15 protein-coding genes are annotated in these 15275 nt (G+C 40.3%); 5 read left to right on the forward strand and 10 right to left on the reverse strand.

What is annotated here, in order from left to right; translation table 11 throughout:
- Window positions 1–180 precede the first annotated feature (180 nt).
- Window positions 181–594 carry a MarR family winged helix-turn-helix transcriptional regulator gene (locus tag BDR01S_RS16450; RefSeq protein WP_066258452.1) on the forward strand — a complete coding sequence of 138 codons (414 nt, stop codon included), beginning with the start codon at window positions 181–183 and terminating at the stop codon, window positions 592–594.
- 13 nt (window positions 595–607) lie between these two features.
- Window positions 608–1822 carry an MFS transporter gene (locus tag BDR01S_RS16455; RefSeq protein WP_066258454.1) on the forward strand — a complete coding sequence of 405 codons (1215 nt, stop codon included), beginning with the start codon at window positions 608–610 and terminating at the stop codon, window positions 1820–1822.
- 75 nt (window positions 1823–1897) lie between these two features.
- On the opposite strand, the gene BDR01S_RS16460 is transcribed toward BDR01S_RS16455, so the two are convergent.
- The 9 genes from BDR01S_RS16460 to pxpB form a co-directional block, all read right to left on the reverse strand.
- Window positions 1898–2362 carry a hypothetical protein gene (locus tag BDR01S_RS16460; protein WP_066258456.1) on the reverse strand — a complete coding sequence of 155 codons (465 nt, stop codon included), beginning with the start codon at window positions 2360–2362 and terminating at the stop codon, window positions 1898–1900.
- An 18-nt stretch (window positions 2363–2380) separates the two neighbouring features.
- Complete coding sequence (locus tag BDR01S_RS16465) at window positions 2381–3361, reverse strand: ABC transporter ATP-binding protein (protein ID WP_066258458.1); 981 nt, start codon at window positions 3359–3361, stop codon at window positions 2381–2383.
- The gene (locus tag BDR01S_RS16470) at window positions 3354–4358 is read right to left on the reverse strand and encodes an ABC transporter ATP-binding protein (protein ID WP_066258460.1); all 1005 of its coding nucleotides are present in this window, start codon (window positions 4356–4358) and stop codon (window positions 3354–3356) included. The genes BDR01S_RS16465 and BDR01S_RS16470 overlap by 8 nt, the downstream gene beginning before the upstream one ends.
- Window positions 4359–4375: 17 nt before the next feature.
- Entirely contained in the window at window positions 4376–5206 is an 831-nt protein-coding gene (locus BDR01S_RS16475; protein ID WP_066260345.1) for an ABC transporter permease, read from the reverse strand.
- 27 nt (window positions 5207–5233) lie between these two features.
- Window positions 5234–6190: an ABC transporter permease gene (locus tag BDR01S_RS16480; protein WP_066258462.1), complete on the reverse strand. Its 957-nt coding sequence runs from the start codon at window positions 6188–6190 to the stop codon at window positions 5234–5236.
- A gap of 143 nt (window positions 6191–6333) precedes the next feature.
- A complete protein-coding gene (locus BDR01S_RS16485; protein ID WP_066258464.1) occupies window positions 6334–7911 on the reverse strand; it encodes an ABC transporter substrate-binding protein in 1578 nt (525 codons plus the stop codon).
- A 210-nt stretch (window positions 7912–8121) separates the two neighbouring features.
- The gene (locus tag BDR01S_RS16490; protein ID WP_066258466.1) at window positions 8122–9066 is read right to left on the reverse strand and encodes a 5-oxoprolinase subunit C family protein; all 945 of its coding nucleotides are present in this window, start codon (window positions 9064–9066) and stop codon (window positions 8122–8124) included.
- A complete protein-coding gene (locus tag BDR01S_RS16495) occupies window positions 9063–9830 on the reverse strand; it encodes a LamB/YcsF family protein (RefSeq protein ID WP_066258468.1) in 768 nt (255 codons plus the stop codon). Before BDR01S_RS16495 ends, BDR01S_RS16490 begins: the two co-directional genes overlap by 4 nt.
- 4 nt (window positions 9831–9834) lie before the next feature.
- Window positions 9835–10557 carry a 5-oxoprolinase subunit PxpB gene (gene pxpB, locus BDR01S_RS16500; protein WP_066258470.1) on the reverse strand — a complete coding sequence of 241 codons (723 nt, stop codon included), beginning with the start codon at window positions 10555–10557 and terminating at the stop codon, window positions 9835–9837.
- A gap of 165 nt (window positions 10558–10722) precedes the next feature.
- On the opposite strand from pxpB, the gene BDR01S_RS16505 reads away from it, so the two are divergent.
- Window positions 10723–11286, forward strand: coding sequence for an NAD(P)/FAD-dependent oxidoreductase (locus tag BDR01S_RS16505; RefSeq protein ID WP_066258472.1), 564 nt, complete (start codon window positions 10723–10725; stop codon window positions 11284–11286).
- A gap of 204 nt (window positions 11287–11490) precedes the next feature.
- Window positions 11491–13002 (forward strand): MDR family MFS transporter, encoded by a 1512-nt coding sequence (locus tag BDR01S_RS16510; protein WP_066258474.1) that lies wholly within the window; start codon window positions 11491–11493, stop codon window positions 13000–13002.
- Window positions 13003–13088: 86 nt separating this feature from the next.
- Here the strand turns inward: BDR01S_RS16510 and BDR01S_RS16515 are convergent, their stop codons facing one another.
- A complete protein-coding gene (locus BDR01S_RS16515; protein WP_066258476.1) occupies window positions 13089–13919 on the reverse strand; it encodes a pirin family protein in 831 nt (276 codons plus the stop codon).
- A gap of 265 nt (window positions 13920–14184) precedes the next feature.
- Here BDR01S_RS16515 and BDR01S_RS16520 point away from each other — a divergent pair, with 265 nt between their 5' ends.
- Window positions 14185–15159: a nuclease-related domain-containing protein gene (locus BDR01S_RS16520; protein WP_066258477.1), complete on the forward strand. Its 975-nt coding sequence runs from the start codon at window positions 14185–14187 to the stop codon at window positions 15157–15159.
- Window positions 15160–15275: the final 116 nt, after the last annotated feature.

Raw genomic sequence — 15275 nt, forward strand, 5'->3', positions numbered from 1 at the left:
ATTCCGCCAAACTTGTTAGTTATTCCGCCAAACGTGGACTGGATTCCGCCAAACTCCCCTATTATTCCGCGAACCGGATTTCCAGCCCCAATTCTGTGAACATTCCTTGACTTTTTCCAACAACTCCACTATAGTTACCTAGGTAACTAATTTCAAAGGATATTGAGGTGTGCTACATACATGAATAGCCACGAATTATTTCATACTCTGCATCAGCTCTCACGCCATCTTACCAATACGCTTAATGAAGCATTAAAACCTTTAGGCTTGTACGGATCACAATGGTCCGTCATTTTTGTTTTAAAATCAAAAGGCTCTTTAACCCAAAAAGAACTTTGTGAATACTTATTTGTTGAGGCTCCCCCGATGACCCGTACCATTCAACGTCTTGTTAAACAAGGTTACGTACTTCAGGTCCCAGGTAAAGACAAACGAGAGAAGCTGATTCAATTAACAGATGTGGCATTAAAGATGTTTCCCCTATGGGAAAAAACAGTCATTGAAACGAATCAATCATTAATGAAGCATTTTCCAGAAACCTCACAGGAAAAGCTTTTTCATTTGCAAAAAAGTTGGTTGCAACAACTGTTATAAAGGAGCGGATTATATGAATAAACCAAAACTATGGACGAAAAGTTTTATAAGCATTTCTTTAAGTAACTTCTTTCTATTTTTAACCTTTTATGTTTTACTCGTCACCTTGCCTATTTACGCGATACAGGAATTCGACAGCAATGCATCAGAAGCGGGATTGATGACCACTGTCTTTTTAATATCTGCGATTATCTCCCGCCCGCTTGCAGGTCAATGGCTTGAAAAAGCCGGCCATAGAAAGGTGCTGCTTGCCTCACTGATTATTTTTGCAGGTGCATCCTTGTTATACTTTTTCCCAAAAACAATCATTGGTTTTCTAGCCATTCGTTTATTACACGGGATTGGTTTTGGGATGGCGACTACGGCTGTAGGGGCAATCGTTGCTGACCTGATTCCAATTTCGCGCCGTGGTGAAGGCATGGGCTATTTTATTATGTCGACAAATATGGCGATGGTGCTAGGGCCATTTATCGGCTTAACCGCCATGCAACAGTGGGGAGCGAAAACCCTATTTATCATCAGTGTCGTTGTCGCGATTGGTGCTCTAATTACAGGTCTAAGCGTACATGTTAAAGAAACCGAGCAAGCAGATCACCCGGTTGTCCACTCTGCTTTTTCATTTAAGAACTTAATCGAAGTTTCCGCTATTCCGATTGCGGTTGTCGGATGTTTTCTTGCAATCGTCTATTCGGCCCTACTTTCTTTCGTTTCCGTATTTGCAACGGAAATACACTTGAGCGAAGTGGCTAGTCTATTCTTTGTGGTCTATGCGATTGTTTTATTGATTTCAAGACCTTTTACTGGAAAATGGTTTGATCAATATGGTCCGAACGTGATCGTTTTTCCATCCATCGTATTGTTTGCTATTGGGATGTTTCTTTTAAGTCAAAGTAGTGGAGCAGTCATATTTCTTGTTTCAGCAGGGATGATTGGTTTAGGCTGGGGAACGCTGTTTCCTACCTTTCAAACGATCGCCATTCAGGATGCTGCGCCTAGAAAAAGAGGGTTAGCAACGGCTACCTTCCTCTCAATCTATGATATTGGGATTGCATTAGGCTCGTTTGTTGTCGGCTTAGCAGCCGCAAAAATGAATTATAGTACTCTCTATTTCTTATGTTCCTTCTATGTTCTTTTCGGCATTGTTCTCTATTATTTCCTTCATACACGGAAACAAGCTTCTTCTAAAGAACATCAAAGATCCGCGGAATTAAATAATTTACACTCTTAATAAAGTTTTTCCCCCAAATAAACTAAAGAACCATCATTCCCATTAGGGAAATGATGGATTTTTTTATTTAGTCAGTTAGTTTAACTGGAAATTCGGTTTAAACGTTAGCTCAATTTTAAGCAAATACATGTCTTGTTCCTTGTCTTCGTCTTGCAAGACGATCGTCCAGTTCTTAGATATCATTTCACGGAGTGTCTGAAGATTTTCACCTGTCATTTTAACAGTGTTTAAAAACTCTCCTGTATCAACGAAATCTTCGCCTTCCTTCATTCCAAACTTAATGGATAACAAGGATTTAAGTGCACCTTTTGTCAAAAAAGAAAATTCATACCCGGACTTGATGGCCTGGTGGCATTTCACTTTATTTCCGTTATAATAGTCGACCATCGCTTTCCATGTAGGAATTCCTTCCCCGATACTTTCAAGTAGTTCTTCATCCCCTTTATTTAAAAGAGCTACGATGGTTGAGTTATTGAATCCTTTTGCTTTCATCATTTCAAGCATAAGAGCATAATTTAACGCTAGCTTTACCTTTTCCATTTTATCTGTCCGCCTTTTTTAATATAAGTGACATGCCACGAGATGCTCACCATCAACTTTTCTTAGCTGCGGGTCTACTTCTGCACAGATTGGTTTAGCAAATGGACAGCGCGACCGAAAGCGGCAGCCAGTATCCATCTCAATTGGACTTGGAAGCTCCCCTGTTATTATTTCTCGCTTGCTATTCTGCGCCTTGATTGGGTCCGGTATTGGAATCGCAGACAATAGTGCTTTCGTATATGGATGCAACGGTTTATCGTATAGCTCCTCACTCTTGGAGATCTCGACTATTTTACCGAGATACATGACACCAATCCGGTCAGAGATGTGGCGGACCATGGATAAATCATGTGCCACGAATAAATAAGTAAGGTTCATCTCACTCTGTAAATCTTCTAACATATTAATTACTTGTGCTTGGATGGAAACATCCAGTGCAGATATGGCCTCATCACATAAAATGAAATCAGGATTAATGGATAACGCCCGGGCAATACCAATTCTTTGACGCTGTCCTCCACTAAATTCATGCGGGAATTTTTCCAAATCGTCCTTTTTCAGGCCCACTTTTTCAAGCATATCGATAATGACTTCTCTTCTTTCATTTTTGGAAAGAGAGGTATGAATTTCCAAGGGTTCATCGATGATTTCTTCCACATTCATATAGGGGTTTAGTGATGAGTACGGATCCTGAAAGATCATCTGCATTCTTTTACGATACGGTTGGAGTTCTTTACTCGTTAAGTTGGCGATATTTTTGCCATCAAAAAGAATCTCTCCTCCTGTCGGGTCGTACAAACGATTAAGAGTTCTCCCCAATGTGGATTTTCCACACCCGGATTCTCCGACAAGACCAAAGGTTTCCCCTTTATATATATGGAACGAAACATCATCAACAGCCTTCACAACTTGTTTATTCTTGCTGAACATAGAAGTTTTTAATGGAAAGTATTTTTTTAGATTTTTTACTTCAATGAGTTTTTGCTGTGTCTCAGTCATCTAGTCGATCCTCCTCCCCTGCTAAGAAGCACATACTTTTCTGGGTTGCTGAGAAGTTTTTGTATTCCGGTACCTCCATGAAACATTTTTCCATAGCGTGCTCGCAACGTTCGGCAAATGGACAACCGCTCTTTATACTTTGAAGTGATGGAGCCGTACCTTTTATAGGCTTTAATCTCGTTTTCTCCCCGTCTACTCTTGGAATGGAATTCAACAATGCTTTTGTATACGGATGTTTGGGTGAATAAAATATTTCATGCGCGAGCCCCTCTTCCATCACCATTCCTGCATACATAACCAAAATGCGGCTGCATATAGTCGCCACAACACCAAGATCATGTGTAATGAACACTACCGACATATTGTTTTCCTGCTGCAGCTTTTTTAACAGTTCTAGAATTTGTGCTTGAATGGTGACGTCAAGGGCAGTCGTTGGTTCATCAGCAATTAATAGCTTAGGATTACAAGCTAACGCCATTGCAATCAATACCCGTTGTCTCATTCCACCTGAAAATTCATGGGGGTATTGATTAACTCTTGTTTCAGGAGAAGGAATTCCTACCATTCTCAGCAGTTCAACAGCCTCAAGTTTAGCTTCTTTCTTGTTCATACCTCTAACTCTTATTAGTAATTCAACAAGATGATCTCCTGCTTTTTTTAATGGATTTAGAGCTGTCATTGGATCTTGAAAAATCATCGCGATATCGCGACCCCTTATGGCCCTTTTTTCTTTTTTAGATAGGCTTTCGAAATTCTTCCCATCTAAAATAATTTCTCCTGCATCGACTTTTGCGTTACTCGGGATAATGCCTAGAATCGATTTAACCAAGATACTTTTTCCGCTCCCCGATTCACCGACAATCCCCAGTATTTCACCCTTTTGAACAGTAAAGTCTATGCCACGGACCACCTCTGTTTTCGAGTTGCCGTTGTAAAAGCTTGTACGGAGGTTTTTAACATCTAGCAAACTATTTTTATCCTTTACGTTATCGCTCATTACTTCTGGCCTCCTATTTATTTCCCACTGGTCTTTGGCTCGACTACTGCCCGAAGAATATCACCTAGTCTATTAAAAGAATAAACGGTTAGTACGATGAGAAGTCCGGGAAGTATTGCCATATATGGTGCATTGCCTAAATTTCCTTGTGCATTTTGAAGCATGCTGCCCCATGAAGATAATGGCTGTTGAATCCCGAGCCCAAGAAAGCTTAAGGCTGACTCCATTAATATTGCATTGGCAATACTTACCGTAGATGCCACGATGAAAGTAGGAAAAACGGCAGGAATAATATGTTTCAAAATTACTTTTCCTAATGATTGTCCCGATGATTTAGCATATAAAACATATTCTCTTTCTTTTATCGAGAGGGTCTCAGCACGAACTAACCTAGCCGTGCTCATCCATGTGAAAAAACCAATAACAAGAATAATGGCTTTTAAACCCGGTGTAAGATAAATGCTTACAACTGTCACTAGAATCATCCATGGAATGGAAGAAATCACATCAACGGTTCTCATTAGAAAGTTATCAACTCGGCCGCCAAAATAGCCGCTTATTGTCCCTATTAATACTCCAATACTTGTAGAAATAAGCATCGCTAAAATCCCAACTGCAAGGGAAATCCGCCCACCGTATAAGGCTCTTGTTAGATAATCTCTACCAAGCTCGTCGGTACCAAACCAATGCTTCGCACTTGGTCCTTCAAGAACACTTGTTACATCGACCTTATCAGGTGGATATGGAGACAAAAAGGCGAAAATCGATATAAATAAGATAAGAGTAAGGAAAATAAGGGCAATGGCCGCCGTTTTATTACGTTTAAGCTCTTTTTTAAACTGTTGCATTCTTCTATTTTTCTTCCCGGCCAACTTCTACTCCCCCATTCCCTTAATTCTTGGGTCGACAATACTATATAAAATGTCGGAAACCAAATTCCCAATAATGACAAGACTTGCTGAAAGCAGCATGATGGCCATGACCACTGGATAATCAAACCCTTGAATCGCTTTTACAAAATACGTACCAATTCCCGGCCATCCAAAAACTGTTTCTGTTACGACTGCACCAGTTACTAACATTGGAAGGCTCATTCCTACAATAGTTATGATAGGTAGCAGGACGTTCCTCAGTACATGTTTAAATACAATCGAAGTTGGATTGGCACCATATGCCTGTTGAACCATGACATAATCTTCAGATAGCTGCCCAATTGCAGATGAACGGACATAGCGAACCAGCTCCGGTATGAATGAGAGCATTAATACCGTACATGGCAACACCATATGACTGAGAAGATCGAAAAAAGATTCTTCGTTCCCGATGGTGTGCATCCCGAGGATTGGAAAAATATTTAGACGATGGCCAAAAATAAACACAAGTATCATTGCCATCCAAAAACTAGGAATGGCAATCCCAAATGAACTTAAGCCATCAATGATTTTATCCGCTAATTTCCCTTTGTTAGCACCAGCTAATAATCCAAGAATTATCGAAAAAAACAAGGCAAGGATGTAAGCGGGAAGAACTAATAGAATAGTATTTGGTATTCTAGCTGAAAGATCATTTGTTATACTTTCATGCGTGACAATGGAATACCCCCATTCACCGCCTATTATCCCTTTAACCCAATAAAAATATTGCAAATAGGCAGGCCTGTCTAATCCATATCTGGCTTTTATCAGTTCAACGGTTTCCTTCGTCATGTTCGGTGTCGTCATTGCATCCACCGCATCATATGGAGCCAATTGGATAAGGGTAAAGCAAATGATTGATATAATGAATAGCAAAGGGATCGCCTGTAAAATCCTTTTAAAAATATACTTTAACAAAAATAACCCCACTCCTTACGCTTCTCTTATAGAGGACATGTCTACCGGAAACGAATTCTACTCTACCATTCAATTACTTTTGGTGGTAAAAAATAAAGATAAACAGTGGACTGTTTATCTTTATCTTAAAATAAGCAATTTTATTAATAGGATAGCTTCGACATATCCTCGAATGTGTAAACAGGTACTAGACCCGCTTCTTCGATGCCTTTGACTCTTGAATCAATTGCAAGAATTCGTTTGTTTTCTGTTAGTGGATAGAAAGCAGCATCTTCGATAATGAGCTTTTGAATTTCTTCATAAATAGCTTTACGCTTAGCTTCGTCTTTCTCAACACGGCCTTGATTAAATAATTCATCCACTTTTGGATTGCTGTAATGCATGTAGTTTGCTTCGCCGTTCGTTACAAACAAGGAATTAAAAGTGTCCGGGTCAATTCCCATGATGTAACCGCTAAGATACATATCAAAGTCAGTTTGAACGCTTTGAAGTTTCTTGCTTAACGCAGTAGCATCCATTCCTACCAATTCAACCGAAATGCCTGCAGCTTTTAAGTTTTGTTGAATGACAGCGGCTTGCTTTTGCTGGATTGGATTATTGGCAATAAACGCAAGTTTTAATTTTAGATTGGAAACTCCTGCTTTTGAAAGTAAGTCCTTAGCTTTTTTTGTATCAAATGTATGTTTTTCTACTTTGTCAGTGAAATATGTTGCTTTCTTTGGCAAGAATGAATAAGCAGGCTTAGAATAATCAGTAGAAATATAGCTTGCTGTATTGATTTCATCACGATTTACTCCGAAAGCAATTGCCTGTCTAACTTCTTTTTCCTGCACTGCTTTTGAGCTTAAGTTAAAAGCCAGGTAACCAATTCGACCTTCATCATAAGGTTTAAGGGTTACATTTGAACCTTTTAATTTGTTTGAATCTGATGGCTGAATGGCTAAAGCATTAATTTCTCCTTTTTGGAGAGCCATTGTCGCTGTATTAGGATCCATAATAATACGATAAACTACCTTTGCAATCTTTGGTGCACCTAAGAAATAATCGTCATTCTTTTCAAAAGTAACACTTTCCCCAGCCTTATATTCTTTTAATTTATAAGGACCAGTACCGACTGGAGTAGCATTCTTTGTGCTATTCGCAATGTTTGTTTCCCCGTCGTAAACATGTTTCGGCATGATGAAAATATTACCTAATGCTTCCAATGCCCCCATGCTAACTGTTGGTAACGTGAACTTTACTGTATAATCATCTACTTTTTCGACTTTAACCGGTTGATTATTAAATAATAGCTGGCTTCTTGCCCAACCACCATTTTCTTCTTTTAACATTTGCTCATAAGTGAATACCACATCATCGGCAGTAAATGGCTGGCCATCATGCCACTTTACGTCTTTTCTTAATTTTGCTGTATACGTTAAGAAATCTTCTGATGGTGTCATACTTTCGGCTAAGAAGTACTTTACATTATCTTTTCCGTTATACATATATAATGGAGAATAAAGAGTTTTAATTTCCATTAAACCATAACGGTCACCAGTTGTGATGACGTTAACGGCGTTCCCGGGATCTCCGTCTATTCCATAAACAAAGGTATCCGGTTTATTGGCAGCTTCATTTTTAGAGCTTGACTTATCTGTCGACTTTGAAGAACAGCCGGCAAGAACTAGAAAGCTACTTAATAAGATAGCTACAAGAATATTTACATTTTTACGAACCATTTTGTCTTCCCCCTACGCTAAAAATTTTATTAAAGAGTAATAGAATAATAGCAGTTTAATAGAATACGTTTAATTCCTACTAATCTTATATGTATTACCGTAAACCATTTTACATGATACCCTCACAATAGTAAATAATAAATGCTTACCATACCTTCCATTAACTTCAGTATATGAACGATTCGACACTGGATTGTAAAAAGTCAGTTATTATTTAGCGGCAACCTGCAATAACTTCATAAACTTCTGTCTCTCTAAATATAATCTTTGCGCTTCCTCAAGTGAAACCTCAGTGAAGCTAACAGTGGTGTCAGGCACCGCTTGAGCAAGCAGCGGGATATCTACTGATATAACCGTACCTATTCTTGTGTAACCGCCGGTTGTTTGCCGGTCTGCCATAAGGATGATGGGCTGGCCGCTGGCAGGTACTTGGATTCCTCCAAGCGGAATCGGATCGGAGATGATATCCGATCCTAGCTGGTGCTCGAGCTTGGGTCCCTTCAATCGATACCCCATTCTATTCGATTGTGGGGTCACGATGTATTCTTCGGAGAGAAATTGCTTGATGCTCTTTTCAGTAAACATCTGTTGATGGGGACCAAGGATCACCCTGATAGTAAGCTGTTTATTAAATTGCGGAATTAACTCGGGATGCAGCTCTTTCCACGGCTTCCTAATCACCGGCTTCCCGTATAAAAGATCAGATTTTTGTAATGGACGCCCTTCATACCCTCCAAAGCCTCCATTTAAAGAAGTAGATTTGCTTTTTAAAACAACAGGAACATCGATTCCACCCGCAATGGCAAGATAGGCCCTGGCACCTTGCTTATAGGAACCCATAGAAAGGATCTCCCCTTTTTTTAAAGGAAAACTCTTCCACATCAGGACTTCCCTTCCATCCACTTTCGTGGAAAACTCACCCCCACAAATGGCTATGACCATGTCACTGCCTGCTTCTAAAACAGGTCCTAAAAAGGATGCTTCTAGTACAGCCTCCCCTTGATCATTCCCTACAAGTATATTAGCCAACTGCATTGAGTAAGGGTCCATCGCACCTGAAGGACTGATTCCGAATTGTTGATAGCCATATCTCCCTAAATCCTGAACAGTCGTAAGCAATCCCGGCTTTATCACTTTAAAAATAGCTGTTCTCATCGTTCACGCCAGCTTTTTCGTAGAGTAATATTTCCTTGCTCCAAAGCCTTCCTTAATTCCTTTACGAACTCGACTGCCTTCGGCTCATCGCCATGCACACAAATTGTATCGGCCTGAATATCGATATTTGTTCCGTTGACCGCTTCCACTTTTCCCTCATTAATCATCCGAATCGCTCTTTGAATTGCCTGGCCGGTATCATGGATGATTGCGTTTTTTTCTGTTCTTGATGTCAGTGTCCCGTCAGTTTGATACGTACGGTCAGCAAATACTTCCTCCGCTACCAGGAGACCTTTGTGGCTCCCTGCTTTTACCAACTCACTCCCGGCAAGGCCAAAAAGGACAAGATTTGAATCGAGGTCAACAATCGCCTGGGTAATCGCATCAGCCATTTCTCTATTCTTCGCCGTCATATTATACAAGGCACCGTGTGGCTTTACATGTGAAAGTGTCGTTCCGCTGGCTTTGGTCACAGCTTGTAATGCCCCGATTTGATAAATAACAAGATTGTAAATTTCACGAGGTGAAAGATTCATCTCTCGACGGCCGAATCCGGCTAGATCAGGAAAGCCTGGATGAGCACCAATTTTAACGCCATACTTTTGTGCAAGCCTTACCGTCTCGAACATGACATTATGGTCACCGGCGTGATATCCGCAGGCAATATTTGCGGAAGAAATGTATTTTAATACTTCTTTATCGTTTCCAAGGGTATATGCTCCATAACTCTCGCCTAGGTCACTATTTAAATCCACAACAAACATCCGTTCAACCCCCTTCTTTTAAATAGGTAGATAATTTGTATTTCTTTTCGTCGACTAAATTCTTTATCCTTTGATATTCATTCCAATTGATAGAGAAAAATTTAATATAATTTCCAGCTGAGATTAAATTTGGATTGGGTTCGTCTAGATCAAATAGTTTAACAGGCGTGATGCCAATGATGCGCCAGCCTGACGGAACCTCAGATGGGTAGATCCCCGTTTGGTCTCCACCAATTCCAACCGAGCCTGCTGGAACTTTAGGCCGAGGATGTTCAAGCCGCGGAACAGATAACTGCTGGGATAGTCCGCCGAGATAGGGAAAGCCCGGAACAAATCCAATCATATAAATTAAGTATTCCTTATTGGCATGAAGATTGATGACCTCTTCCTCACTCATTTGGTGATACTGTGCAATAAAAGGGAGGTCCTGGCCCGTTTTTCCGCCATAATAAATGGGAATCTCGTAAACGATGGGTCGAAGAATATTTACATCACCTGAGGTGTTACAAATATTCTCCATTTCCGCTACTAATTTAGTGTAGCTAATCAATTCTGGCCGATAATAAATGGCAACCGAATTATAGGCTGGCACGCATTCCACAATTCCGTTAATTTTTGAAAAATGAAGCCTGGAAGTAAAGGATTGAACTCGCTTGTGAATCGTTTCGTTAATTCCCTCACCAAAACAGACCCGAATCGCTAAATCACCTAACGGCTGAATATCCATAACCACTCGCGCTCCTATTTCTTGATTACTGCTTATTCTAGCGTAATTTGTTTATTCGAAAAGTTCAAATATTATTAACATTTATGGGCAGTTGATTTTACATATGTTTCTATTTAAGCTAAGCTTATTCTAGCTTTAATTTTATTAAAAATGGAGGTTTTTGATATGTTTGATGTGTTAATAGTTGGTGCAGGTCCTACTGGAGCAAGTGCAGCCCTTTTTACAGCAAAAGCTGGGAAAAAGACAGTGGTAATTGATAATGATAAAAGTGTTACCAAACGGGCTTGGATTGAAAACCATTATGGAGTGGCAGAAATTACTGGACCAGATCTAGTTGAAACTGGGAAAAAACAAGCAAGCAAATTTGGCGCAGAGATCGTCCAAGCGACTGTGTCAACTATCAGTAAAACTGAAGGTGGTTTTAAAGTAGAAACGGATCAAGGTGAATATGAAGCTAAACATGTAATCCTTGCAACAGGCATGTCAGCTGATCTTGCAGAAACAGCTGGTTTAACAACAAAGCCAGGTACTGAGCCAAGAGTCAAGACAGTTCTTGACGTTGATGCTTCAGGAAAAACAAATATTGACGGGATTTGGGCTGCCGGGACAGTTGCTGGTGTAAGTATGCATACCATCATTACCGCTGGCGACGGGGCTAAAGTGGCTATAAACGTGATTAGTGAACTAAACGGCGAACGCTATGTTGATCATGATGTTTTAAAGGCTTAACAACTTACATACATTAAGGGAAATCAAAATGCCTGTTAGGTTTTAAAGAAAGGGACTCAAGTTGACTTGAGCCCCTGTTCGTGTCTTTAGAAAGTTCGGCTTTTTATTTAAAAATTGACAGTCGTTATCCTTCCTTTTAAAATTGGCTTAGCATTGAATATCAATTATAAAAAATAACACTTTTAAAGACTAAGGGGAAATTCTATGATCAAAAAAGACACGAATCTTAAACCAGTCGTCGCTGGTTTACTGTTGGCGATTTTAATGGCAGCTATGGACAATACAATCGTAGCTACAGCGATGGCGACGATTGTTTCAGACTTAGGCGGTTTTGATAAATTTATCTGGGTCACCTCTGCCTATATGGTAGCAGTTATGGCCGGAATGCCTATTTTCGGGAAGCTTTCCGATATGTACGGACGAAAACGCTTTTTCATTTTTGGACTTATCGTCTTCTTAATTGGCTCGGCATTATGCGGGATTGCTCAAAGCATCGTTCAATTAAGTATTTTCAGGGCCATTCAAGGTATAGGCGGCGGGGCTCTGATGCCAATTGCCTTTACGATTGTATTCGATATTTTCCCGCCCGAAAACCGCGGAAAAATGACGGGCTTGTTAGGGGCAGTTTTCGGTGCATCCAGTGTGTTAGGACCGTTACTTGGCGCCTATATCACTGATTATCTCAGTTGGCATTGGGTTTTTTATGTAAATGTACCGATTGGAATTGTTTCGATCTTTTTAATCGTTCGATATTATCATGAATCCTTGCAGCATTCCAAGCAAAGGGTTGACTGGCTAGGGGCGACTACACTGGTCATATCAGTTGTTAGTTTAATGTTTGCGCTCGAACTCGGTGGGAAAGAATACGCTTGGGATTCGACTCCAATTATTGGTTTGTTTGCAAGTTTCTTCGTCTTTTTTGTTGCCTTTTTCATTGCCGAAATTAAGGCTGCTGAACCGATTTTACCGCTCTGGTTGTTCAAAAGACGGTTATTTGCCACCTCGCAAATCTTGTCGTTTTTATATGGGGGAACGTTTATTATCTTAACTGTGTTTATCCCAATCTTCGTTCAAGCGGTCTACGGCGGGTCGGCTAAGAATGCGGGATTGATCTTGACCCCAATGATGCTCGGGTCCGTTGCCGGGAGTTCTGTGGGCGGGATTTTCTTAACGAAGACTTCCTATCGTAATTTAATGATCGTTTCAATTATTTCATACGTTGTTGGCATGTACTTGCTTGGCACGTTGACGGTGGATACCGCTCGCTGGCTGCTGACGATTTACATGATTTTAGTTGGTTTTGGGGTTGGTTTTTCCTTTTCTTTATTGCCGACAGCATCTATGCACAATTTAGAGCCGCAATACCGCGGGACGGCCAACTCGACGAACTCATTTTTACGGTCTTTTGGAATGACACTTGGAGTAACAATTTTTGGAAGCCTGCAAAATAATTTGTTTACCGATAAACTCAAAGATGCGTTCAAAGGCATGCAGGGGGCGGGAAATTTTAAAATGGGCGATCCGCGCCAAATTTTCCAAGCAAGTGAGCGCTCGAAAATTCCAGATTTTATTTTAGATAAGATTGTTCATGCAATGTCCGTTTCGATTACCCATACCTTTTTGCTGACATTAATTCCAATCGGGATTGCGGCGATTACGATCTTTTTTATGGGCAATGCACGGGTAGAAGTTAGTAAGAAACCTGCGAAAAGCTAAAAAGCGGAGCAATCGTATAGAGGCGGTTCTTCTCAAAACCAATAAGCACTTGGGCGGTTATGTCCCAAGTGCTTATTTTTGTTTTCTTATTCTGCAAACTTACCGGCCATGTAGTCACGGTAGGCCTGGCGAATTTCTTCCTCGGTGTTCATGACAAAAGGTCCCCTAGCAACGATTGGCTCATGAAGTGGTTCACCGGCATATAACAATACTCGCAGCTGATCCTTGGCGGTAATAGTAACTTCACTGGTTTGTCCCGCCTCACCTTTTTCGAGCAGCAGCACATGGCCTTTTTCGGCCTCTGTTTTATTTTTTCCAAATTGACCTTTTCCTTCTAAAATATACATGAAGCCATGATAGTCCCCTGGCAGGTCCTGGCTAACTGTTGCACTTGTTTCTAGGTTGATTTCAACCATTGTCACAGGTACATAGTTTTTGGTAGTGGATTGGATACCGCCTGATGAACCAGAAAAAATTCTGATTAGAGCCCCCTCTTCTTCCCGTACCGGCATATCTTGGGCACGGAGATTTTGATAGCGCGGCTCTGCCATTTTGTGCTCCCGCGGAAGGTTGACCCATAGCTGCAAGGAGTGGACGGTCTCCCCTTCTGCCGGGTCCTCAATATGAATCACACCTTTTCCAGCAGTCATCCACTGCACATCACCTGGTTCAAGTTCACCACGGCCCGCTTTATTATCCTGGTGCTCCAGTTTGCCCTCAATGACATAGGTTACCGTTTCAATGCCGCGATGTGGATGGAAATCAAAGGTACCTTTTTTAAAAAAATCCTCTGCCAGGAATAGGAAGGGATCTGACTCTATCATTTTATTTGGGTCTAGGACCATTCCTGCCTTATGTATCGGACTATGCTGTTGATGCTGTACGGTCCAAACGCGCTCAATACCCCTTTGAAACATTTGTATACTCCTTCTCTCAATAGATATGCTGAATTCAAAATAATGGTATCGTTATTTTCTTAGTTTATCAAATCTGATGCTTTGGTTTCTTGCTAAAATCAGTGTTAAATACTATTCGCTGATAGAATGCCCTAATTCGCTGATAGACGGTAAAAATTCGCTGATAGAATTATTTTCAGAAATATTTTACAAGAATCGATAAAATTCGGCAGGAATTTCAATCTTCTTATTAGAATTTATTCTTAAAACGATAGGAGTGATAATTTTGATCATAAAAGAAAGGACAAAGCCATTAATTATGCTTATTTTGGAGGCATTATTGCGGCGTCTACCCTCCAATCACCAAAAGTACCAACAAATTTTAGATGAGCTTGGAAGGAGGCAGGCCGGCTACCTTGGTGAGAAATCACTCGATTATTATTATCGTGACCTTCCACAGCATAAATATATGATTCTCCACGATTTAAACCTTCCTGATGGTGATTACAACTGCCAAATCGATACCCTTCTCCTAACACCTGAATTTGCCCTCGCGATCGATGTGAAAAATATGGCTGGAAAGTTACTATTCGATACTGACAATGAACAGTTTATACAAATCAACAATGGTATTGAAAAAGGTTACCCTTATCCGATTGCACAGGGAGAGAGACATCAAAAGTACTTACAGAAACTTCTTGCTGCAAATCACTTCCCGCCCGTTCCAGTTGAATATTTAGTGGTGATTAGTAATAGCTATACTACATACGCTGTGTCAGGTAAAAATGCCCACAAAGTGAAACCTCGAATATGTAAGTCCGATGTCTTCTTAAACAAAATTTCCCTTTTCGAGAAACAGTATTCGAAACCGCTTCTGACTGCCAAAGAGCTCCGGAAACTCTGCCGTCTCCTCGTGAAAATGAATACCATTCCAACAAGTTATGTATTAAATAAATATGGTATTCAGAAATATGACCTGTTGCCCGGTGTCCTCTGTCATATCCACTCTAATCATTCCCTAATCCGTAAGAACCAAAAATGGTACTGTGCTGCCTGCGATACTTTTTCTAAAGATGCACATATTTACGCACTGAACGATTATTTTCTGCTGATTGGCCCGACGATAACAAATCAGCAGTTTCGGGAAATTGCTCATATAAAATCAATAAATGTAGCAAAAAGATTATTACATTCTGAAAAACTTAATTTTTCTGGAGTAAACAGGTACAGAATCTACTTCCCAAAAAACTTTCCATGGTAAAATTTATATTCGCCAATAGAAATGCAAAATTCGCCAATAGAACCTTATTATTCGCCAATAGAACTGCTAAATCCGCCAATAGAACCTCAAAATTCGCCAATAGACCTCGAAAACCA

The sequence above is a fragment of the Neobacillus drentensis NBRC 102427 genome, assembly GCF_001591445.1.
GTDB classification, from domain to species: domain Bacteria; phylum Bacillota; class Bacilli; order Bacillales; family Cytobacillaceae; genus Neobacillus; species Neobacillus drentensis.